This window comes from Pseudarthrobacter sp. CCNWLW207, from assembly GCF_037203945.1.
In the GTDB taxonomy this organism is placed as follows: domain Bacteria; phylum Actinomycetota; class Actinomycetes; order Actinomycetales; family Micrococcaceae; genus Arthrobacter.
The window spans coordinates 1-23,128 of the sequence record NZ_JBBCBS010000008.1; the positions used below are offsets into that span (position 1 = coordinate 1).

Here is a 23,128-nt window from a genome sequence, read left to right on the forward strand (position 1 = left end):
GAAGCTAAGACCCACAGCGCCGATGGTACTGCACCCGGGAGGGTGTGGGAGAGTAGGTCACCGCCGGACAACCATTAGGCTCAGGCCCCGACAAACACGTCGGGGCCTGACCCATTTAACACACACCCCACCCTCTCCCACATCCTGCAGACTTTTGACCGGCCCTCCCTCACTTCCTGCACCCTTCCCGGGCGACAACCTGCACCCGTTCGGGCGACCCTCACCCACCCCCGCCGGAACCCGCCCAGACGCACCCACCCCGGGCGCCGCCGTCGTACCCCACCCACACCACACCGGGAGCATCCGGCAGAACCGCGCAACAACTGCGAGAGCGTCCGCTGTGGGCGCAATTCCCGCAAAAATCCCGTCAAATCTGGTGATTTGAGTCAAAAAGTCGCGGAAACACGCGGAATTTGCGGTCCTCGGCGGCCCAAGCTGGTAAGTTTTCGAACAGTGGCTTGTACGCATGCCGCGTGCAGGCTCCAGAAATCATGACCGTCCAGGAGGACATCAATGGCTAAGAACCGTAGTGAACTTGTTTCAGAGGTAGCAGGCAAGGCTGGCACCAGCCAGGCAGCCGTCAACTCCGTCCTCGACGCACTGTTCGAGGTTTTCGAGACCTCTGTCGCCGCGGGCGAGAAGATCACCATCCCGGGCTGGCTCGCCGTCGAGCGCACCGACCGTGCAGCACGCACCGGCCGCAACCCGCAGACCGGCGAGACCATCCAGATCGCAGCCGGCCACAGCGTCAAGCTGACCGCTGGTTCCAAGCTGAAGGCTGCAGTAGCCAAGAAGAAGTAATTTTCTTCAACAGCATCAGTGGAGCGGCAACCCTTTGGTTGCCGCTCCACCGCTTTAAGCCGATTCGCCGCCTCGGCACGTGTAGCGGACAATGGATAGGTGCCTTCCGCAGCAAAATCCCGTTCCGCCGCACCCCAGCCCATGCCCGGCAAGGGAGCGCCTGGACTGGCCGGTGCCTTGGGAATCTCGCGGCCGTGGCAGCTGGCCGGCCTGGCGGCACTGCTCCTGGGATTAACGGCAGCACTCCTCTTCTCCGGTGCGGCCGCTGCCCGTGAGGTCTCTGACCCGGGTGCGCTGGCCCGCTGGGGGCTTCCCATCAGCAAAGCCATCCACAACGTCTCCCTGGCAACGGTAGTGGGCGGCCTGATTTTCGCCGTCGGCATCCTGCCCCGGAGCGCGTCCCGGCGTTCCAAGGACAACGACGGCCCGGAACACCCGGCCTTTTCAAGGGCCTTGGCCGTGGCGGCTGCAGCCGGTGCAGCCTGGACCCTGTCAGCCATCGCGGTCCTGGTGCTCACGTACTCGGACGTCGCGGGCCAGGGCATCTCCGGGGACGCTGAATTTACCCAGGCACTGGTCTACTTCATGACGGACATTGAGACCGGCCGCGCCTGGCTCGCCGTCACCATCATCGCGGCGGTCGTCACCACGGCTCTGTTCGGTGTGCGGTCGCTCGGAGGCCTCGCACTCACGCTGGTCCTGGCGCTCATTGGCCTGGTGCCAGCTGCCCTGATCGGCCACTCGTCCAGTTCCTCCGACCACGAAGGCGCCATCAACTCCCTGGGCCTCCACCTCGTAGGCGTCAGTGCCTGGGTGGGCGGCATCATTCTGCTGGCCCTGCTTTCGGGAATCCTGACCGCCTCGAAGCCCGGCACTGCAGCGGACATTACCGAACCCACCCTTCGCCGGTTCTCGTCCCTCGCCGGCTTCGCCTTCGTCCTGGTCTTTGCCTCCGGTGTCATCAATGCCAGCATCCGCATCACCAGCTGGGCTGACCTCTTTGGCTCCGCCTACGGGCAGCTGATCCTCGCGAAGACCGCCGCCACACTGGTCCTGGGCGGCATCGGATTTATGCACCGCCAGTGGGTCATCCCGCAGCTAAGCCGCAAGGGATCCGCGTTCTCGTCCCGACGCGTACTCTGGCAGCTGGTGGTGGTGGAACTCCTCATCATGGGTGCCACGTCCGGCGTCGCCGTAGCGCTGAGCCGGTCCGCCCCGCCGCAGCCCACCACGTTCGCCCCCGATGCGTCCCCTGCCTTCATCCTCTCCGGTTACGAGCTGCCCCCGGAGCTGACCCCCGAGCGCTGGCTGACGGAATGGCGCCTGGACTGGCTGTGGATCGCTGTCGCGGTGTTCGGGCTGGTCTCCTACGCCCTCGGTGTTGCAAAGGTCCTGCGGCGCGGCGACAAATGGCAGTGGTTCCGAACGGTGAACTGGGTGCTCGGCCTGCTGGTGCTGACGTACATTACGTCCGGGCCTCCGGCGGTGTACGGCCGGGTCCTGTTCTCAGCACACATGGTGGACCACATGGCCCTGACCATGGTGGCGCCCATCTTCCTGGTGCTTGGCGCACCCGTGACGTTGGCCCTCCGGGCGCTCCCTGCCCGGAGGGACGGCTCCCGGGGTCTGCGCGAATGGCTTCTGGTGTTTGTGCACTCGAAGTTCTCGCAGCTCGTGACGCACCCTATCTTCGCGGCCGGCAACTTCGCTGGATCGATCGTCCTGTTCTACTACTCGGACGCATTCGGGTTCGCGATGCGCGAGCATGTTGGCCACGAACTGATGAACCTGCACTTTGCGCTCACCGGCTACATCTTCATCCTGAGCATGATCGGCACGGATCCGCTGCCCCGACGTGCACCGTATCCCATGAGGCTGGTGCTCCTCCTGGCCACCATGGGTTTCCACGCTTTCTTCGGCGTGGCCATCATGGGCGGGACCAACCTCCTGGCGGCTGACTACTTCGGCAACCTCGGCCGGGCCTGGGGACCATCGGCCCTCCTGGACCAGCAGACCGGAGGTGCGGTGGCGTGGGGCATCGGTGAAGTACCCACCCTGCTGGTGGCGATTGGCGTGGCCGTAATGTGGTCCCGGTCGGACGCGCGTGAAACCAAACGCGTGGACCGGGCAGCGGACAGGAATAACGACGCCGATCTGAGTGCTTACAACGATATGTTTGCCAAATTGGCCGAACGCGATGCCAAGCTGGCTGAACGCAACAAGCTGGAAGGACGCTGATGAGCGAAACCGTACGCACTCATGCCCGGGTCCGGGCCTCCGAACTGGTGGGCCGCAACTGGTTGAACACCGGCGGCAAATCGCTGGACCTTGAAGCCCTGCGCGGGAAGATTGTGCTCCTCGACTTCTGGACCTTCTGCTGCATCAACTGCCTCCACGTCCTCGACGAACTGAGGCCGCTGGAGGAGCAGTACTCCGACGTGCTGGTCACGGTCGGTGTGCACTCGCCCAAGTTCGAGCACGAAGCAGACCCCGTGGCCCTGGCGGCCGCTGTGGAGCGCTACGAGATCCACCACCCGGTCCTTGACGACCCCGAACTGGAAACCTGGAAGGCCTACACCGCGCGTGCCTGGCCCACCCTGGTTGTCATCGACCCCGAGGGCTACATCGTTGCCCACTTGTCCGGTGAAGGCCACGCCGACGGCCTCGCCGTGCTCATCCCCGAACTGATCGCCGATCATGAGGCTAAGGGCACCCTGCACCGCGGTTCCGGGCCGTACGTGGCGCCGGAACCGACGTCGGGCACGCTGCGGTTCCCAGGCAAGGCCCTGTTCCTGCCTGCCGGACGCGGAACAGCACCCAGCCCGGGACAGGATGCAGGAGCTTCCGACGGCGGGGCTTCCATTGATGCCGCAGCAACCCACGGTTCGTGGCTGGTAACCGACACCGGCCACCACCGCATTCTGGAGCTGGACACCGACTTCCACACGGTCCTGGCGACCTATGGTACCGGCACTAAGGGCCACGTTGACGGCCCTGCCGCCGCTGACCCAGCCGATCCTGACGCGGCCACCGCCCAGTTCAACGAGCCGCAAGGCCTGGTGCTGCTCCCGGAAGACGTGGCAGCGAAGGTGGGCTACGACGTCGTCATTGCCGACTCCGTCAACCACCGCCTCCGCGGGCTGTCGTTGCAGGACGGAAAGGCCACCACCCTCGTGGGCAACGGCATTCAACGGCTGCTGGAAACAGGCCCCGCCCGCGTTGACGAGGACGCCGCTGGGTTTACGGGCCGCCTCAGCGAGCACCCGCTGGAAGTCTCCCTGAGCTCCCCGTGGGACGTCGTCTGGTCGCGCAAGCTCAAGGCAGTAGTGATAGCCATGGCCGGAACGCACCAGATTTTCAGTTTTGATCCGCTGACTGGTGCCGTAGCCATCGCCGCCGGCAACGGCCTCGAAGGCCTGCTGGATGGCCAGGGCCACGAGGCCTGGTTTGCCCAGCCCTCTGGCCTCGCCGAGGACGCTGACGGCAACCTATGGGTGGCTGACTCTGAGACGTCGGCCCTGCGCAAACTGGTGATTGATGACGGCGGCACGATCACCGTCGAATCCGCCGTCGGCAAGGGCTTGTTCGACTTCGGCTTCCGTGATGGTGCCGCGTCCGAGGCCCGCCTGCAGCACCCGCTGGGTGTCACCGTCCTGCCGGACGGTTCGGTGGCCATCGCTGACACGTACAACGGCGCGGTGCGAAGGTACGACCCCGCGTCCAAGACTGTTTCCACATTGGCGCGCGGGCTGGCCGAACCCTCCGACGTCATCGTGGACCACACCCACGCGGCAGGCTCCGAACCGCTGCTCGTAGTGGTGGAGGCCAACAAGCACCAGCTCGTGTACGTGCCGATCCCCAAGGAAGCCCAGCAGGTGGATGAGGGTGCAGTGCAGACCCACCGGCCCAAGAGCCCGGTTGCGCCCGGCCTGCTGGAGCTCAAGGTCCGCTTTACCGCGCCCACCGGCCAGAAGCTCGATGACCGTTGGGGCGATCCCACCCAGATGAAGATCTCATCCACGCCGCCCGAGCTGATCGTGGCCGGCGGAGGAACCTCGGTGGGGCTGCTCCGGACTGTGGAGCTCTCCGCCGACGTCCCCGAGGGCATCCTGCACATTACGGCCCGCGCTGCGGCTTGCGACGGGCCAGAAACCGAGGACGGTGAGATCCCGGACCACGCCGCGTGCCACCTGTACCAGCAGGACTGGGGCATTCCGGTCCTGTTGCAGGACGACGGCGACACCGAGCTGGTCCTGGACCTGCGCGGCATGGACTGAGCGCCGCCGTCGTGACCTAAGTGCCGAACTGGCCCGGTTTTCGACCCGCGAGGGTGGGGAACCGGGCCAGTTTTGTCCTTGCTGCCGCCAAAACTGGGCCAGTTCGGGCGCTGGTCCGAGGCGTGGCTTATCCACATAGCCAGTTCCGGGACTGTCTGCAGGCCGGGAGGGCCGACATTGTGGCTTTATGGACCCCACGGAGATCCTCAGGTCGGCGGGCGGAGTGCTGCCGACGCGGGAAGTGCTGACTGCCGGTGCCACAGAAACCGGACTTCGTCGGGCGCTGCGGAGCGGCGAAGTGGTTCGCGTGCAGCGGGGGCTCCTGGCCCTTGCGGGCGCTGATCCGCAGCTCGTAGCCGCCGGGCGCGCTCGTGGTCTCCTCACGTGCGCGTCTGCCGCTCCAGCATTCGGCCTCTGGCAGCTCCGTCCTCCGGTGCGGCCTCACTACTGGCAGAGTAATGGCCGGAACCCTGTGGGCTGTGTCAGCCACCGTCTTCCACTGACACAGCAGCCCAGCCATGGGACGCTTGCAGCCCTTCCGGATGTCTTGCTGCATGCGCTGCTATGCCTGCCGGAACTCGAATCCCTGGTCATGGTGGAGTGTGCGTACAACCGGGGAGACATCGACCCTGCATTCCTGCTCCGCCACCTGACGGGCAATCGTTGCGGCAAGGCGCGGACCGTGGTGTCCAAGGTGGACCGCGGCGCAGATTCCCTCCTCGAGACGTTGGCCAGGGTGCTGTTCAGGGATGCCGGTTTTTCCACAGAGACCCAAGTATGGATCGACGGCATCGGGCGGGTGGACTTCCTGCTGGAGGGTTTCCTCATTGTGGAGATCGACGGACTTGCGTTCCATCTTGAGGCGCGGCAGTTCAAGAAGGACCGCCGCAGGGACAACTCGGCCACATTGCAGGGACTGCCTGTGCTCAGGTTCTTCTATGATGACGTCGTTCACGCACCGGAATCTGTCCTGGCGCAGGTGCGGGAGGTGCTTGCCCGTGGTTCGCTGCGGTGGCCCCAACCGAACCGGCCCAGTTATCAACGCAACCGCCACGAAGGCAGTTGGTGATGCAACGTGCAGCCTCCCAAAACTGGGCCAATGCGGCAGGGGTACTGACCAGCAGGGCTTAGTAGCTCAGCAGCGGCGTGACCTTGATGGTGTCGCCGGCGACGTCCAGGCGGGTGGTGAAGCTGAAGTCCACCTCTTCGTTGAGCGGGAAATTGGCGCCCGTGAAGGAATTCTGCTGGACCGCTTCCACGCGGGCCTTGCCGTCGAGCGGCGCCACCACCCAACGACCGCCGAAGGGCTCGATGGAAATCTCCGGGTACTCGGTGATGCTCCACTTGATGGTGCCGTCGTACACAGTGTTGTTGCTGGCGTAGTAGAAGGGACAGTCCGGCTGCAGTTTCTGCTGCTTCTGGGCCTCGGCGGCGCACGTGTCCAGGAACTCCTTGACCTTGGCCCCGACGTCCTCCTTCAGGTCCTCCGTGGCCTGGGTCAGCAGGTTCAGTGGAGCAACAGGGACGTTGTTGGCCGTGATCGTGGCCCGCGTGGGCGGGGCAGCGAAATATTCGCCGTTCAGGGATGCCTCATACTCGCCGGGGTAGAAGACGGCGAACGTGTTGCGGCCGTTGGGCATGTTGACCGGCACGCCGTTGACGGTGGCCTCGCTGGCGTTCACCACGGTGATGTCCACGGTAGGCAGCCGTGAGGGGACAAAGGCCCAGGTATTGAAGAAAAGCCACTCGGTGCCGGTTTTCTCCAGCATGAATTCGGTCCGCAGCCGGCTGCCGTCGATGGTGTATTCCATGGGCACCATGACCTGGTTGCGCGGCCGTTCTTCGGCTTCGCCGATCTTGACGTTGGCGAACCGCGAGGCCGCTGTCTGCAGGGCTGTACCGTCCAGCATGGCGGCGTTGGCCTGCGGGACAGTGGCCCGTAGCAGGCCCAATGCCTTGCCGCCGTCACCGCTGTGCAGCGCGTCCAGGTACTCGCGCACAGGCTGCTGCGGACTGGCCACAGTATCGTTCACGAGGTTCACCGCCACGATGGCTCCGGCCACGGCGAGCATGAGGCCCAACAGCCATCCGGCCGCGATCCTCACCAACGCTTGACTCATCTGCACGTCCCCCACGTTACCTGCAAGCCCGCCAATTCCGGGTGCCGGGGCACGCCTGCATGACGTGCACCGGCCGCTTTACCAGGGCCCGACGGCGGCACTCCAGTCCCTGGAACATCGTCAGTTTGGGCCTAGCGGCGGCGCCGGGACGACGTACCGAACACGCCTCGGAGCAGTTCCCGGCCGAGCTGGGTGCCCATGGAACGGACCATGCTCTTCAGCCCGCCGCCCAGCGCCCCGCCCAAGGCTCCGGCGAGGTCGCCCACCAGGTCGCCGCCTGCCGGGGCGGGCCGTTCCGGGGCACGCGGTGCCCGTGTCCGCGGGGCATGCGGGGCACTTGGGGACCGCCCGGAATCGCCGCTCTCCGGTGCGGGCGACGGTACCGGAGATGAGGCCGGGCGGCTGCTGGGCCGGCCCAGGATCTCTTCCTCGATCCTGCGGGCCTCGGCATCGACGTCGGCCTGGCTCCTGGGAGCTCCGGGCACAGGGAATCCGCCGGGCACAGGTGGTTCGCCCGGTGCCGCCGCTCCAGTGGGCGCCGCAGCCTTGCCCGTGAGCTTTTCATAGGCGGAGACGTTGTCCACCGAGGTTCCGTACTTGGCCAGCAGCGCGGAGCCGGCCACCGTGCTTTTGACCAGTTCGTCCGAGCTGGGGCCCATGACGGACTCGGGCGCGCGGAGCCGGGTGTGTGCCACCGGGGTGGGGGCGCCCTTCTCATTCATGACCGTGATGACGGCTTCGCCGATCCCCGCCGAAGTCAGCGTTTCCTCGAGGTCGTAATCGCTGACCGGGAAGGTGGACACGGTGGCTTTGAGCGCCTTGGCATCCTCCGGCGTAAAGGCGCGCAGGGCATGCTGGACACGGTTGGCCAGCTGGCCGAGGACGTCCGCCGGCACATCCTTGGGAGTCTGGGTCACGAAGAAGATGCCCACACCCTTGGACCGGATAAGCCGGACGGTGGTGGTGATGGCGTCCAGGAACGCCTTGGACGCGTCGTTGAACAGCAGGTGGGCTTCGTCCAGGAAGAACACCAGCTTGGGCTTGTCGAGATCCCCGGCCTCGGGCAGGTCCTCGAAGAGGTCGGCCAGCAGCCACATCAGGAACGTGGAGAACAGCATGGGCTTGGTCTGCAGCGTGGGCAGTTCCAGGCAGGTAATCACGCCGCGGCCGTCCGGCGCCGTACGGAGGAGTTCAGCGGTGTCGAACTCCGGTTCGCCGAAGAACCGTTCCAGCCCCTGCGCTTCCAGGTTCACCAGTTCCCGGAGGATGACCCCGGCCGTGGCCTTGGAGAGACCGCCCAGCTCGGCAAGTTCGTCCTTGCCCTCGGCCGATGTCAGGAACTGGATGACCGAGCGGAGGTCCTTCAGGTCGATAAGTTCCAGGTTGTTCTTGTCTGCGAAGTGGAATACGAGCTGCAGGCTGGACTCCTGGGTGTCGTTGAGCTCCATCACCCTGGACAACAGGATGGGGCCAAACGACGTGACGGTGGCGCGGACGGGCACGCCGTTGCCATCGCCGCCCAAGGCCAGGAATTCCACCGGGAACGTCTTCCCCGCCCACTCCTGGCCGATGCTCTCGGTCCGTGCGGCGAGCTTCTCGCTGCCGGCCGCGGCCGTGGCAAGGCCGGACAGGTCCCCCTTGATATCGGCAAGGAACACCGGGACCCCGGCGGTGGACAGCTGCTCTGCCATCATGTGCAGGGTGACGGTCTTGCCAGTGCCGGTGGCACCGGCCACAAGGCCATGCCGGTTCATCATGGCCAGCGGAAGCCGGACCTGGGCTTCCTTGTGGAGTTCGCCGTCGATGATGGCGGCACCGAGTTCGATGGTGGCACCTTCCAGGGCGTAGCCCTTCTGGATGGTGGCGAGCTTCTCTGCGGTGGTTTTGTTGGCCATGCCGCTAGCTTAGCGGCGGGCCCGGGAGATTCTTGGTGAACGCCAGGGACTTTATCGTCTCCGGATCCGCATGAACATCGAACTGCGGTTCGTACCCGGTGGCCAGGTACAGGTGCTTGGCTTCGGGTTGCCGGGGACCGGTAGTGAGGTAGATCCGCCGGTAGCCGCGGAGGGCCGCCAGCCGCTCCAGCTCGGTGAGGACCACTCGGGCGAGCCCCCGACGTCGGTGCCGGGAGTGCGTCCAGATGCGCTTAAATTCGGCGGTGTCCGCGTCGTACCGCCGGAAGGCGCCGCCGGCAATGGACTCGCCGTTCTCCTGGATCATCAGCAGCGCCCCTCCCGGGCCGGCGAATTCGGCTGCCGGGTAGCGGTTGAGTTCCTCGGCTGCCGCGCCGCGGCCGAAGAGATCGCCGTAACGGGAGTCGTATTCCACCGCGAGCTCATCCAGCAGCGGCCGCACCCGGGGATCGTGCATGGGAAGATTCAGCACAGTCAGCGCCGCGTGGTCGAGGGGCGTCTTTGTTTCCATTTTCAGGCCTTCCCGACGGCGGCTGGCTGGGTGGCAGTGTGGGACCCGGCAGTGCGGGCTAACCCTGCCCCGCTGGAAGGGTCAGCCGCATAAATCCCCGCCACTACGGCGAGGACGTCCCGGGCCAGGGCATCGTTTTCGCGGAACGGGGCGGCGTTGGTGCCCGGCCGGGCGAACGCTCCGGCGCCCCAGCCCGATGTGCCAGGACCGATGCCGAAGATCCGGTCCTGGGCCCGGCCCTCCGCGTCCACCAGCTGGTGATTCCCGGACACCAGCAGCTTGCCGGTGGAGTGGATGCCATCCGCGGTGAGGAGCTGCTGTTCGGTTCCCAGTCCGGCGTCGTGCATTGACTGGAGCGCCGGGTTCAGCGATCGGGCCACTGACGTCGCTGGAAGGCGCGCCTCGATGAAGGCCTTCGCCCGGACGGCAACGCTGGACTGGGCTGACGTTGCCACGAAGTCTCCGGTGGCCTCGTCCGTTCCCACTGAGATCTCCGGACCGAGGAAGTCCAGCAGCCCGGCGCGGTGGAGGGCCAGCATCTCCCGCAACCGGCGCGGGGGCGGACCGGAGTCCACAAAGCTGAAGAAGCCGTGCCACCAGCCGTGCACGGTTTGCTGCGAGCGGGCGTTGAGCCGCTCGGCCGGAACCAGCCGGCCGAGGTCCATGTACACCTTTAACAGCGCCACAAACAGGGCCATCGTCTCGGGGTGGTCGGGCCCGTCGCGGACGAGAAGATCGTGTTCGATGTACTTCGCCACCGCGTCCTGCACCTCGGAATGGCTCGGGAAGGACTGTCCGGCGAACGGCCGGTCCAGGCGCTCCAGGTCCAGGCGGAGGCTGCTGTCCTGGACTGAAGCGGCCACCAGTTCCTCGCGGGCTGTGCTGTACCAGTCGAGCGCAGCGAAGCGGCTGGAGAATTCAGCCCAGCTTGTGCTGACCTTTTCGGGGCTGCCCGTGAACAGCTCGCGGTAGTAGCCGTAGCCGGCTTCCTTGGCGATGAGCGGCCAGAGGTGGCTGCGGAAGTCCAGTTCCGTGTGGAGCTCCAGGAGAGCATCCACAGCGTCCCGAGTGAAGAACAGCAGGTCACCCGGGGCCTCCCCACGAAGGGCTGCGGACACCTTGGAATGGTAGGGCACACCGCGCCGCGACCCGGCCAGGAGCCTCGGTTCGCGGCCGGACGCAACGTACCGCAAACCGCCCTCGGCCGTTTCTTCAAACCGGCCGCCCCGCCCCTCCGTGAGGAGGACGAGCAGGTCAACGAACGCGAGCCCCATGCCGGCCACTATGACGTCCTGGCCCGGGGCAAGGGGTGAGTAGTCGACGTCGGCGGTGTAGCTGGGTGCCGCGTGGAAACCGCCGTGCCGGGCAGCGAAGCCGGACCAGGCCTCGGACGCGGCGTCGGGCCGCGAGTCCGTGTGGCCCAGTGCGGCGACCACGACGTCGGCACGCACCTCGCCACCGTTGGCCAGGCGCACCAGGTGCGCGCCGTCGTCGGACGCGGTGCTGGACGCGACGCCGGAGCGGGCTGACACGCGCTCAATGGCGACGGCGGTGGTGCGGTGGACGGTTACGTTACCGCCGAGTGCCGCGACCGCCCGGCGGAAAAACCACTCCAAGTACTGGCTCTGCAGCTGGCGGGTGGGAAACGTGGCACCGGTGAGGTTGCGCAGCTGCTCCCGGATGGTGCGGGGGAAGTCCGGAACGTCCGTGATGGACCCGTCGAGCACGCCGGCTGCCCACGCGGCGAGCCCGGGACCATCGGCGGCCGGGCCTTCGCAGGCCACTGAGGAGTCGGTGAACATCGTTACATCGGCGGCCGCCGAATTGAGCATGAGCCCCGGGTGCTGGTCATAGCGCCAGATACGGCCCGAGCCCGGCTCGTGCGGCTCCACCACATGGATGTCCAAAGGGCCGGCAAAAAGTGCGGGACGGTTCGCCGCCAGCCGCTCCAGCACGCCCGCAGCCCGCGGACCGCCGCCGATGAAGACAACGGAAGGGACGCTGGCTGGCATGGAGGCTCCTGACGGGACGGTGGTTGAGTGCCCATGCTAGGCAGCCTGGACGACGGCGGTCGACGTGCCGGTAACGCCCGTTAACTCCGCGTCACAGGCCGTCAAGGGACGCAAGAAACCGACTCATGACCCCGTGCGAAGCCCGGTGAACTTATGCAACTTGGCGCCTTGCTGCCCGTTTCCCGGCCGCCCTAGATTTGCAGCCAGCGGCCCGGAGCATCCCGGTCCTGCGACCAGGATTCCGAGCATAAGAACATCCCGAGCATAAGAACCCCAGTGAAGAAGCGAGGTGGCGCATGAGTTCAGCAGTAACCAAAGTGGCCCAGCCGGCAGAGTCAGAAGCAGCACGGCAGGCCACCGGACCGGCGCCCACCGAACCGGGGTCCACCGAACCGGCGCCCACAGGCGCGGAAACGACCGGCGCGGGAACGACGGGTCCGGGAACTGCCGGGCCAGGAGCGTCCGGTCCGGGAACCCCCGGCCACTCCGGCAGCAGCGGACCGCGTGGGCCTGCCATCGACTACTCCGGCTACCCGCTGGTGGCCGCGAAGCATCCGTGGCGCTGGGTTGGAACCGCTGCAGTGGCACTGGGCGTGGCCGCCGTGGCGTGGTCGCTGGCCACCAACCCGCGGTGGGAATGGGGAGTTGTGGCGCAGTGGTTCACCGCCCAGTCCGTCATCAACGGGCTCTTGGAGACGCTGAAGCTGACCGCCATTTCCGGCATCCTCGGATTTGTCCTGGGCTTCGTCCTCGCATTGATGCGGCTCTCCGCCTCACCGCTGCTGGTCTCGGTGTCCTGGACTTTCTCCTGGATCTTCCGCTCCACCCCGCTGCTGGTCCAGATGCTGCTCTGGTACAACCTGGGCTACCTCTACGAAAAAATCAGCCTTGGCATCCCCTTCACGGACGTCCGCTTCTTCGAGGTGCAGACCACCACGCGCGCCATCCTGCCCACGGCATTCAACGAGATCATCGGCCTTGTGAAAGGCACGTCGATCGTTTACGTCCTGGCCTACTCCGAGCTGTTCTACACCGTGCAGGTCATCTACAACCGCACCCAACAGGTTCTGCCGCTACTCCTGGTGGCCACCCTCTGGTATGTGGTGATCACCTCGGTCCTCAGCGTGTTCCAGTACTACATCGAGAGGCACTACTCCAAGGGTGCTGTCCGGACACTGCCGTTGACGCCCCTGCAGAAGGCCCGCAAATTCTTCGCCACCCATGCTGTGGCACCCAACCGTGCAAGGAGCCCGCGATGAGCACAGCCACCGCTACCCAGCCATCCTCTGACACGGCTACTGTCGCCCCCAACTCAGGGCCCACCCGCGGGCTCGTGGAAATCACCAAGGTCCGGAAGTCTTTCGGCTCCACCGAGGTCCTCAAAGGCATCACCCTCACGGTCGAACCGGGCGGTGTTGCCGTCATCGTGGGACCGTCGGGTTCCGGGAAGTCCACGCTGTTGCGCACCATCAACCACCTGGAAAAGGTCGACGGCGGCCACATCGCCATTGACGGGACGCTGGTGGGCTACGAGGTCCGGGGCAAGCGGCTGCACGAGCTGCGCGACAAGGACATCCTGAAGCAGCGCACTGAAATAGGCATGGTCTTCCAGAACTTCAACCTGTTCCCGCACCTGACCGCCTTGGAGAACGTGGCCGAGGCGCCAGTCGTTGCGCAGGGCCGCACCAAGGAAGAGGCGCGGCGCCGCGGCCTGGAACTCCTGGACCGCGTGGGCTTGAAGGACCGTGCCGGTGCCTACCCCCGGCAGCTGTCCGGCGGACAGCAGCAGCGCGTGGCCATCGCCCGCGCCCTGGCCCTTGATCCCAAAATCCTGCTCTTCGACGAGCCCACCTCCGCGCTGGACCCCGAACTGGTCAACGAAGTGCTGGACGTCATCCGCGGACTCGCCAAGTCCGGCACCACGCTGATCATCGTCACCCACGAGATGGGGTTCGCCCGCGACGTGGCCGACACCGTGGTGTTCATGGACGAGGGCCAGATCGTGGAACAGGGCAGCCCACGGGAAGTCTTCACCAACCCGCAGGAACCACGCACCCGGATCTTCTTCTCCAAAGTGCTCGAACCGGCTTTCAACATCTAAGGAACTCCACAAAATGGCCTTCTTCGCATCCCCCAAGCCCGGCGCAGGCCGCGCTCGCCTGCTGGCGGCACTGCCCGCCGTCGTCCTTCTGGGTACCGTGGCGTTGTCCGCCTGCTCCGACCCCGGCGCGTCCGCTTCCGGCACCTCCGGAGAAGCCCAGACGACGGCGGCACGCAACGGCGTGGTGTACAACACTTCCCCTGAACAGCAGCGAATCCGGGCAGACAAGGACGATGCGCTCGCAGCCAAGGTTCCGGAGCTGATCGGCAAGGACGGGAAGCTGACGGTCGCCACCACGGCCGGGTCCATTCCACTGTCCTTCCACGCCACCGACGACAAGACCGCCATCGGTTCGGAGCTGGACATCGCCCAGCTGGTGGCGGACAAGCTGGGGCTGGAACTCGACATCCAGGTGACGTCGTGGGAAAACTGGCCATTGAAGACCCAGTCCGGCGACTTCGAGGCTGTCTTCTCCAACGTTGGCGTCAACAAGGACCGCGTGAAGCTGTTCGACTTTGCCAGCTACCGGGCCGCCTACATGGGGTTCGAAGCCAAGAAATCCGCCACCTACGACATCAAGGGTGCGGACGACATCTCCGGCCTGAAGGTGTCTGTAGGTTCCGGGACCAACCAGGAGAAGATCCTGCTGGCCTGGAACAAGGAGCTTGAGGGCAAAGGCAAGGCGCCGGCCGTCCTGCAGTACTACTCCTCCGACGCCGACACCATCCTGGCGCTCTCCTCCGGCCGGACCGATCTGAACATCTCCCCATACCCGTCCACGGTGTACCGCGAAAACACGCGCGATGACCTCAAAGTGGTGGGCAAGGTCAACGCCGGCTGGCCGTCAGAGACCCTCGTGGCTGCCACGACGCTCCGCGGCAACGGCCTGGCTCCGGTGATTACGGACGCCCTCAACGCCGTTATCGAGGATGGCTCCTACGCGGAGGTGCTGGAACGCTGGGGCCTTTCCGAGGAAGCCCTGCCTGAATCCAAGACCATCACCGAGGAGAGCTTCGCCGCCGCCCAGCCCGCCGCAACCCAGCCTGGGGCAGCGAAGTGAAGTTCCAGGTCCTGGACATCATCCCGCACCTGAAGAATCCGCTCACCGGGGAGATTGTTTCGACGGCGGACCGGCTCAACCAAGTGGTGGAAACGGCCAGGCGGGCGGAGGACCTCGGCTACGACGGCTTCGCGGTGGGGGAGCGGCACGCCGGGGAGTTCATCTCCTCCTCGCCCGCCACGGTGCTCGCGGCGATCGCGGCCGTGACGGACCGGATCCGGCTGCAAAGCGGCGTCACCGTGCTGTCCGTGCTGCACCCTGTCCGGGTGGCCGAGGACTACGCCACCACCGACCAGCTGAGCCGCGGGCGGCTGGAACTGGTGATCGGCAAGGGCAACGAGGTGCTGCAGTATCCGCTCTTTGGCCTGGACCTCGCGGACCAATGGGACTTGCTGGCCGAAAAGTACGGGCTGCTGCGGAGGCTGTGGCGGGAAGAAAACGTGACCTGGTCCGGCCGCTTCCGGTCCGCGCTGACGGAGCCCACCACCACAACGCCCCGCCCGTTCGACGGCGCACCACGGATTTGGCACGGGTCTGCTACAACGCTGACCTCCGCTGCGCTGGCAGCGCAGTGGGGAGACCCCCTGTTCACCGCCAACGCCATCCAGTCGCGGGAAAACTACCAAGTGCTGATCCAGCACTACCGCGAGGAGTACGAACGCCACGGCCACCACCCGAGGCAGCAGTACGTTGGCTCGGGCAGCGGTGCCGGCGGAGTGTTCATTGCCGACACCACGCAGGAGGCCATCCGCCAGTTCGGACCGATCTACGAGGCGCTGACGGCAAACCGCAACGTGCCGGGCAACAACTCGCCGTTCCGCGATATCCAGCACGCCGTCGCCGAAGGCCCCGCACTGGTGGGCAGCCCGGAACAGGTCATCGACAAGATCCTCAGCTACCACTCGTTCTACGGTCACGACCTGCAGTCCATCTCGCTGCCCACCACACTGCCCTACGAGCAGCAGTTGGACATCCTGGAACGGTTTGCGCTGGAAGTGATTCCCGCCGTCCGGGCAGCTGCCCCCACCACCCTCTGGGAGGCCGCCGATCCCTACGGCAGCCGCCCGGCATCCGCCGACGTCAACGCCACCAGGAGCAACCATGCCTACGCACACTGAAAACGCATCCTTCACCGACGCCTGGAAAGAGTGGCACGCCGCCCACGAGCGGCACCGCGCCGACCCGCACGGCTTCCTGGCAGTCACGCACCTGCACTGGCTGGGCGGCTCCGCGACCCGGCTGGAAGGTGCCCCGGGCACCTGGAGCGTGGATAACGACGTCGTCCGCGTGGTTCTGGAGCCGGGCGAGACCCTGCAGCGGGAAGGCCAGGAACTGAACGGCGAGGACGGTGCGAGCCTGGTCCTGGGCCCCATCGCCGAGCGCGGCGGGATCAACCTGCGCTCAGGTGACTCGGTCATCGAGCTGGCCAAGCGGGGCGGGGAATACATCGTCCGGCCGCGGCACCCCCGCAACGCCCTGCTGGCGGACTACACCGGAACGCCCGCGTACCAGCCGGATCCCTCCTACGCGGTGACCGGAACGTTTGTGCCTTTCCCGGAGCCGCGACCCACGACGGTGGGCGCCGCCGTCGAAGGCATTCAGCACGTCTATGAGGCGCCGGGCGAGATCCGCTTCAGCCTTGCCGGCGAGGACCTGACGCTGACGGCCTTCAACGGCCACGCCCCCGGAACGCTGTCCGTGCTGTTCACCGACGCCACGTCCGGCAAGACGACGTACGCCGCCAACCGATCCCTGGCCGTGGGCCAACCCGGGCCGGACGGGACAGTGCTCCTGGACTTCAACCGTGCCGTGAACCTGCCCTGCGCCTACACGGACCTGGCCACATGCCCGCTGCCGCCCGCCGAAAACCGGCTCGCGGTTGCCATTGAGGCTGGCGAACAGACGCCGTTTGAACGCTCGGGCACGCGCGAACTGGGCGCCAGCGAGCTGCAGGGCGCCAAGTGAGCGGCGCCCAGGGCCGCGGGAAAGGGCTGCTGCTGCTAGAGCTCGACGGCGACGGCGGGCACCCGGCGGCCTGGCGGAAGTCCGGCTCGTCCCCGGCATCGGTGCTTGGGCCGAAGCATCTGCGCGAGCACGTCCTGGCCGTGGAATCGGCCGGGTTCCACGCCGCCACATTCCGGGACGGCGGAGCTAAAACCGGAATATCCGTTAACGGAAACGGCCGGCTGAACGCCCTGCAGCAGGCCGCCTTCGTTGCGCCGATCACGCGGTCAATCGCGCTGGTCCCGGAGGTGGACACGGTTTACACCGAGCCATTCCACATCTCCACCCAGCTGGCCAGCCTGGACTACGTGTCCCGGGGCCGCGCAGGCTGGCTGGCAGCGGCCAGCTCCTCCGAGGAGGAATCAGCCGCCCAGGCCGCGGCCGTGGGCCGTGAAACAGCGGACCCGGAACGGCGTACCCGCGAGGCCGCGGCATCCATCGAGGTAGGCCGCCGGCTGTGGGACACCTGGGAGGACGACGCCGTCATCCGGGACGTGGCCACCGGCCGCTACCTCGACGTGGATCGGCTCCACTACGCCGACTTCCAGGGCCAGGACTACTCCGTCAAGGGCCCCTCCATCATCCCGCGGCCGCCGCAGGGCCAGCTTCCCGTGCTGGCTTCCGCCGGGCTCTTGGATTCCGACGCTATCGCGGCCGGCGCTGCAGATGCGCTCCTGGTGTCCGCGCCGACGCCGGAGCTGCTGGCTGGCGAACTGCGGGAGGCTGCGGCCGGATTCGAAGACGCGGGAGGCGCCGGTGCCCCTGCCCTCATCGCCGAACTCGACGTGATCCTGGACGCCCGCGGCCAGTCCGCTGCCGGGAGGCTGGCTGACCTGGACAAGCACGCCGTCTGGGAAAGCCCGAGGGCACGGTTTGTTGGATCGGCCGCCGAACTGGTTGAAGTGCTGGCCGGGCTGCTGGCGGTGGCCGCCGGAGTCCGCCTGCATCCAGCAGTCCTGGGCACGGACGTGGAAGAACTCGGGCAACTGGTCCTTCCGGAGCTTCGCCGCCGCGGGTTGCTCGCACCGGTGGCGCCTGACGCCACCTTCCGCGACCTGCTCGGCCTGTCCCGCCCGGTGAGCCGGTATGCCGCAGCGAGTGCCGCCGTCGTACCTTCCGGCGCCAGCCCCGGAACCGGCGCCAGCCCCGGAAGCGGCGCCAGCCCCATAACCCGCGCAACCGCCGGAAACTGAGGAGAGAACACATGACTGATACCAAGATCGACGGCGGATTCCGGCCGTCCGGGCAGCTGCAATTGGGCGTCTTCTTCCAGGGCGTGAACTCCGGAACAGTCTGGAAGGCGGAGGAATCCGGGTCGCAGTCTGATTTCGAATCATTCCGGCGCATCGCCCAGACGGCGGAGCGCGGGCTGTTCGCGGCGTTCTTCCTGGGTGAAGGCCTGCGCCTGCGGGAGCATCTGGGACGTCCCCACGCCCTGGACGTTGCAGGCCGTCCTGACGCGCAGGCCATGCTGGCGGCACTGGCGTCCGTGACCTCGAACATCGGACTCGTGGCCACGCAGAACACCACCTACAACGATCCGGCGGACCTCGCCCACCGGCTGTCCACCCTGGACCTGCTGTCCGGCGGGCGGGCTGCATGGAACGTGGTGACCACTGACAACGCCTGGACGGGTGCCAACTTCCGCCGCGGCGGCTACCTTGACCACGCTGAGAGGTACGTCCACGCGGAAGCGTTCGTGGAGACGGCGAAGCGGATCTGGGATGCCTGGGACGACAACGCGATCGCGGCCTCCGGGGCCGCGGAATCCTGGGTTTCGCCGGAGTCCATCCGCCGGGTCCGGCATGAAGGCAGGCACTACACCGTTGATGTACTGCCGAAGCTGCCCCGCAGCGCACAGTACCGGCCAGTTCTGTTCCAGGCAGGCGATTCACCGGAGGGGCGGGACTTCGCCGCGCGCCAGGCGGACGTGATTTTCTCAGCCCACCCGAAGTTCGAGGCAGCATTGGACTTCCGTCGCGACATCGTGGCCCGCTCCCTCAAGGCAGGCCGTGGCGCCAACGATGTGAAGATCATGCCGGCCAGCGAGTTCATCCTCGCCGCTACGCCGCAGGAAGCCAAGGACAAAAAGGCCTGGGTCCGGAGCCTGCAGATCGGACCCCAGCAGGCCCTCGCCTACCTGGAACAGTTCTGGGGACGCGAACTCCAAGGCTACGATCCGGACGGCCCGCTGCCCGAGATCGACCCGGTGGTGGAGGAAACCTCGGAGACCCGGGGGAGCGGCTTCCACGGGGCGAAGGCGCGCCAGCTGGCCGACCAGTGGCGGGCCGAAGCGAAGGAGAAGGGGCTCAGCATCCGGCAGTTTGTGTCGAGCAAGACCAGCCGAGTGGACGCCACGTTCAACGGCTCCTATGCCGAGGTGGCGGACCGGCTGGTGGATTACGCCCGGACCGGTGCGGTGGACGGCTTCAACATCTCGCCGTGGCTCATCCCCACCGGCCTGGACGACATCGTCAACCACCTTGTCCCGGAACTCCAGGAACGTGGCATCTACCCCACCGATTATGCGGGCACGACACTGCGGGAGAACCTTGGCTTGGCTGCCCCGGTCCGTCCCGAGGCGGGCGTTGCCGGCAAAGTTGGTGCAGGCGCAGGCCATGCGTGACCAGGACGGCTCAGCAGCCGAGGACGACGGCGGCGCACTGGTCCGCCTGCAGCTGACGGTCTGGGAGCAGCTGCTTTAGCATGAGGCCCACGCCGGCTGGCTTCCCTGGCCGAGCACAAGAATCCCCGCCGGACAGTGTCCGGCGGGGATTCTTCGTCGGCGGGCCTACTTCTTGGGAAGGCCCGCCGGGTTCAGTTCGGACTTCTGGATGGCCTCTGATGACAGGCCCCAGCGGTCCAGGATTTCGGCGTAGCTGCCGTCTTCGATCAGTTGGTTCAGGGCTGCCTGGGCGGCGACGGCGAGGCCGTTGCCCTTCTGGGTGGTGAAGGCGATTTCGGCTGTCAGCGGCCAGCCGCCGTTGAGCGTGCCCACCTCTTTGGTCTTGCCGTCCTTGGCCGCCTTGTAGGCAGCTGCGGCATTCGGGCCGAACGTCAGGTCCGCGCGCCCGGACTGCAGCGCCAGCGTGGAGGCGGAGTCGTCGTCGTAATACTGGAACTCGACCGGCGCGAGGCCCTTGGCCTTGTTCTCTTCGTCCCAGCGCACCAGGATTGCCTCCTGGTTGGTGCCTGAGCCGACGATGATGCGCTTGCCGGCAACGTCTTTGGCTTCCTTGATGTCGCCGATGGACGAGTCAGTCTTGGCATAGAAGCCGAGCAGGTCGTTGCGGTAGGTGGCGAAGTCGAACTTTTCCTTGCGCGCCTCCGTGACAGTGACGTTGGAGAGGACTGCCTCGTACTTCCCGGATTCAACGCCCAGGGGCCAGTCGGCCCACGCCACCGGAAGTACCTCGACGGCCAGGCCCAAAGTCTCGCCGACCGCGTAGGCGATGTCCACCTCGCTGCCGATGAGCGTCTTGTTGTCCGTTGCGAACAGGCTTAGTGGGGCTGTGCCGCCGGTGGTGACCACGGTGAGTTTGCCGTCTGCCTTGATGGCGTCGGGGACCAGCGCGGCGGCTTCGGCGTCCGCGCTCACTTTGACGCGGTTTTGCTCCGGGGCCAGGTTGAACGTCTTGCCGGCCGCGGTCACCGTAGAGCCCGACGACGGTGCTGACGCCGCCGTTGCGCCCGGGTCCGAGCAGGCGGCCAGCGCCAGAAGTGTGGTGATTGCAACTGCTGCACCGGCAGCCTGCCTTGCCTTGAGTGTTGCCATGTTTACCCCTAGAAAATTGCTTGCTTGCAGAACGGATCGTTGTTCTTGGCTGCAACTATCCGGCAGTCCCAGCGAGGGAATCAAAGCTTCCGAAACCCGGAGATACAGGGCGTAACTGCAGTTAATCGGGCGTATGGTGCGGTCATATTCAGGGGCTTTCGCAGTACTCACAGCCTGTGTTTTGGCGGCGTCGCCCGGGCAAACCAAGTAGCGCGCCAAAACGGGCCCCCGGAAAACGAGTACTCGTCCCCGAAAGACGGGTGTGGATTACGCGTGTGCTCGCCGGGGGGTGATCCCTACGGTGGGACTACGGTGCGATCGGAACGGCTGCACCGCGGATGAGGGAGGCCATCATGAAGTATTCAGAAGTAATCCAGGACACGGGGCCTGGCAAGATTTTGCTCCGCCGCGCCGGCTTTAGGACAGCGGCCGCGGTTGCAGCAGGAAGCCTTCTTCTCGCGAGTGCGGGGGTGGTTTATGCGGACACGATCAACAACACCCTTGATACGACCGTTGATTCAGTTGCGGAGGTTATGCCCCTCAACGTTGGCGGGGCCAACGGAACCACGCTGCTGGCCCTAACCCCCACGAACGGTGACGGAAAGAACGGCTGTAACCTCACAGGATCGACCGTCCTCACCCTAAATATCGTTTCGAGCAATACTGCAGTGGCGACCATCGCTACGCCGCAAGTGTCTTTCACAGCCTGCAGCGATACGCCGACGGTACGTGTGCAGCCCGTTGCGGTAGGTTCAGCCACAGTGACCGCGACTGTCGCCTCCAACACCTCGGGGGGCACCTTTAACCTCGTTGCTGTTCCGTTCCGAGTAGAGGTGGCCCCTCCGGCCAACACAGCACCTGTCCTGTCGATCAGCGGGGTTACCCCGGGCGCCTCTTATGCGAAGGGGACTGTTCCCGCTGGGGTCTGTCACGTGACGGATACCGAAGACGGCAACAGCTCCTTCCCCGCAACCCCCAGCGCGATCACAGGCGATGACGCTGCCACCGGGATCGGGTCCCAGACGGCCAGCTGCAGCTACACCGACGGTGGCGGCCTGACGGCCACAAGTTCCGTGACCTACAGCATCGTCGATGCCACGGCACCGGTGATCAGCTACACCCTCAGCCCTGCCGCGGCGGACGGGCTGGCGGGCTGGTACAGGAACTCTGTCCAGCTGACCTGGACCGTCACCGAGCCGGACTCACCCAGCACGCTCCAGCTCGTCGGCTGCGATGACACTCTGGTCTCCACCGACCAGCTGCCCAACGACTACTCCTGCTCAGCCACCAGCGGTGGCGGCAGCGCCGGTCCGGCCACCGTGTCCCTCAAGAGGGATGGGACCGCCCCCACCGTCAGCTACGCCGACGCCACAGGCACCCTGGGCAACAACGACTGGTACGTCTCGGACGTCGTCGCCCGGTTCACCGCTACGGACGCAACGTCCGGCCCGGCCTCGGCCTTCCAGACGGTGACCTCCAGCGGCGAAGGCTCAGCCGTAGCCGTCCAGAGCCCTGAATTCGCGGACGTAGCGGGCAACACCACCGCCGCCGGCGCCGCGAGCCAGTCGTTCAAGATCGACAAGACGGCACCGGATGTTTCCTACACCGGAGCCGCTCCCGCGCCCAACTCCAACGGTTGGTACAAGAACGACGTCGAAGCTACTTTCACGGCAACGGACACGGTGTCCGGGCCGTTGGAGGCAATCAAGAAGGTAACGTCCTCCGGTGAGGGCGAAGCCGTCGAGGTGGCAAGCCCTGCGTTCGAAGACCTCGCCGGCAACGTTCGGGAGGCTGGCGTGGCAACAGCCAGCTTCAAGATCGACAAGACAGCTCCGACGGTGAATTTCAGCTCGCTGCTGGCCGACAGCTACTACGGTTCCACTCCGGCAGCCCCGGGCTGCGTCGCATCCGACAGCCTTTCCGGGCTTGCCGGAAGCTGCACAGTCAGCGGCTACGAAACCACAGTAGGCACGCACACCTTGACTGCCACCGCCACTGACAACGCAGGCAACACCACCACGATCACCGATGACTACGAGGTCAAGGCCTGGACCCTGAAGGGCTTCTACCAGCCCATCGACATGAACGGTGTGTTGAACACAGTCAAGGGCGGCAGCACCGTACCGGCCAAGTTCGAAGTGTTCGCCGGCGCAACTGAGCTCACCGATCCAAGCCAGATGTCGTTCTCGATGGCGAAGATCTCGTGCTCCCCGATTGTCCCTACCGACGAAATTGAAACGACTGCAACCGGCAACACGTCACTCCGTTACGATGCGACGGCGGGCCAGTTCATCTACAACTGGAAGACTCCGACGGGCGCCGGCACTTGCTACCGGCTCACGATGAAGGCGTCCGACGGCAGCACCATGAGTGCCAACTTCAAGCTGAAGTAGGAACCAGCCAACAGCAGGGCCCGGCCGCGAGGCCGGGCCCTGCTGTGCGCCCCCGGTCGGCGTGCATTCCGAGCCGCCCGCACAAACGGTGTGGGCCACCCCACCGCAGCCAGCAGAAATAACGCAGGCGCCGCCGTCGTTGTCCACAGTGTGCCCGCCGC

General features: G+C 66.2%; 17 protein-coding genes and 1 rRNA gene. 13 read left to right on the top strand and 5 right to left on the bottom strand.

Annotated elements, in window-relative coordinates; all coding sequences use genetic code 11:
- The 5 genes from rrf to V9L17_RS14715 form a co-directional block, all read left to right on the top strand.
- Positions 1–69, top strand: a 5S ribosomal RNA gene (gene rrf, locus V9L17_RS21325); the annotation flags it as partial.
- 444 nt (positions 70–513) lie between these two features.
- The gene (locus V9L17_RS14700) at positions 514–801 is read left to right on the top strand and encodes an HU family DNA-binding protein (RefSeq protein WP_056341443.1); all 288 of its coding nucleotides are present in this window, start codon (positions 514–516) and stop codon (positions 799–801) included.
- Between the two features lie 141 nt (positions 802–942).
- Positions 943–3,039, top strand: a complete 2,097-nt coding sequence (locus V9L17_RS14705) for a cytochrome c oxidase assembly protein (protein ID WP_337352106.1) — start codon at positions 943–945, stop codon at positions 3,037–3,039.
- Positions 3,039–5,078 carry an NHL domain-containing thioredoxin family protein gene (locus V9L17_RS14710; RefSeq protein WP_337351973.1) on the top strand — a complete coding sequence of 680 codons (2,040 nt, stop codon included), beginning with the start codon at positions 3,039–3,041 and terminating at the stop codon, positions 5,076–5,078. The genes V9L17_RS14705 and V9L17_RS14710 overlap by 1 nt, the downstream gene beginning before the upstream one ends.
- A gap of 187 nt (positions 5,079–5,265) precedes the next feature.
- A complete protein-coding gene (locus V9L17_RS14715) occupies positions 5,266–6,147 on the top strand; it encodes a DUF559 domain-containing protein (RefSeq protein WP_337351974.1) in 882 nt (293 codons plus the stop codon).
- Between the two features lie 58 nt (positions 6,148–6,205).
- On the opposite strand, the gene V9L17_RS14720 is transcribed toward V9L17_RS14715, so the two are convergent.
- The 4 genes from V9L17_RS14720 to V9L17_RS14735 form a co-directional block, all read right to left on the bottom strand.
- Complete coding sequence (locus tag V9L17_RS14720) at positions 6,206–7,198, bottom strand: hypothetical protein (RefSeq protein ID WP_337351975.1); 993 nt, start codon at positions 7,196–7,198, stop codon at positions 6,206–6,208.
- 131 nt (positions 7,199–7,329) lie between these two features.
- Positions 7,330–9,093 (bottom strand): helicase HerA-like domain-containing protein, encoded by a 1,764-nt coding sequence (locus V9L17_RS14725; RefSeq protein WP_337351976.1) that lies wholly within the window; start codon positions 9,091–9,093, stop codon positions 7,330–7,332.
- A 4-nt stretch (positions 9,094–9,097) separates the two neighbouring features.
- Positions 9,098–9,622, bottom strand: a complete 525-nt coding sequence (locus tag V9L17_RS14730; RefSeq protein WP_337351977.1) for a GNAT family N-acetyltransferase — start codon at positions 9,620–9,622, stop codon at positions 9,098–9,100.
- Between the two features lie 2 nt (positions 9,623–9,624).
- Positions 9,625–11,634 (bottom strand): FAD/NAD(P)-binding protein, encoded by a 2,010-nt coding sequence (locus V9L17_RS14735; RefSeq protein ID WP_337351978.1) that lies wholly within the window; start codon positions 11,632–11,634, stop codon positions 9,625–9,627.
- A 296-nt stretch (positions 11,635–11,930) separates the two neighbouring features.
- Here V9L17_RS14735 and V9L17_RS14740 point away from each other — a divergent pair, with 296 nt between their 5' ends.
- The 7 genes from V9L17_RS14740 to V9L17_RS14770 are packed head-to-tail and all read left to right on the top strand — an operon-like array spanning position 11,931 to position 19,425.
- Complete coding sequence (locus tag V9L17_RS14740; RefSeq protein WP_337351979.1) at positions 11,931–12,893, top strand: amino acid ABC transporter permease; 963 nt, start codon at positions 11,931–11,933, stop codon at positions 12,891–12,893.
- Complete coding sequence (locus V9L17_RS14745; protein ID WP_337351980.1) at positions 12,890–13,735, top strand: amino acid ABC transporter ATP-binding protein; 846 nt, start codon at positions 12,890–12,892, stop codon at positions 13,733–13,735. The genes V9L17_RS14740 and V9L17_RS14745 overlap by 4 nt, the downstream gene beginning before the upstream one ends.
- A 13-nt stretch (positions 13,736–13,748) precedes the next feature.
- A complete protein-coding gene (locus V9L17_RS14750) occupies positions 13,749–14,795 on the top strand; it encodes a transporter substrate-binding domain-containing protein (protein ID WP_337351981.1) in 1,047 nt (348 codons plus the stop codon).
- Positions 14,792–15,913: an LLM class flavin-dependent oxidoreductase gene (locus V9L17_RS14755; RefSeq protein WP_337351982.1), complete on the top strand. Its 1,122-nt coding sequence runs from the start codon at positions 14,792–14,794 to the stop codon at positions 15,911–15,913. Before V9L17_RS14750 ends, V9L17_RS14755 begins: the two co-directional genes overlap by 4 nt.
- Positions 15,897–16,760: a DUF1684 domain-containing protein gene (locus tag V9L17_RS14760; protein WP_337351983.1), complete on the top strand. Its 864-nt coding sequence runs from the start codon at positions 15,897–15,899 to the stop codon at positions 16,758–16,760. Before V9L17_RS14755 ends, V9L17_RS14760 begins: the two co-directional genes overlap by 17 nt.
- Positions 16,757–17,992, top strand: a complete 1,236-nt coding sequence (locus tag V9L17_RS14765; protein ID WP_337351984.1) for an LLM class flavin-dependent oxidoreductase — start codon at positions 16,757–16,759, stop codon at positions 17,990–17,992. Before V9L17_RS14760 ends, V9L17_RS14765 begins: the two co-directional genes overlap by 4 nt.
- Positions 17,993–18,003: 11 nt before the next feature.
- Positions 18,004–19,425, top strand: coding sequence for an NtaA/DmoA family FMN-dependent monooxygenase (locus V9L17_RS14770; protein ID WP_337351985.1), 1,422 nt, complete (start codon positions 18,004–18,006; stop codon positions 19,423–19,425).
- Positions 19,426–19,590: 165 nt separating this feature from the next.
- Here V9L17_RS14770 and V9L17_RS14775 read toward each other — a convergent pair whose 3' ends face one another.
- Complete coding sequence (locus V9L17_RS14775; protein ID WP_337351986.1) at positions 19,591–20,574, bottom strand: ABC transporter substrate-binding protein; 984 nt, start codon at positions 20,572–20,574, stop codon at positions 19,591–19,593.
- A gap of 353 nt (positions 20,575–20,927) precedes the next feature.
- Here V9L17_RS14775 and V9L17_RS14780 point away from each other — a divergent pair, with 353 nt between their 5' ends.
- Positions 20,928–22,967: a PxKF domain-containing protein gene (locus V9L17_RS14780; RefSeq protein ID WP_337351987.1), complete on the top strand. Its 2,040-nt coding sequence runs from the start codon at positions 20,928–20,930 to the stop codon at positions 22,965–22,967.
- Positions 22,968–23,128: the final 161 nt, after the last annotated feature.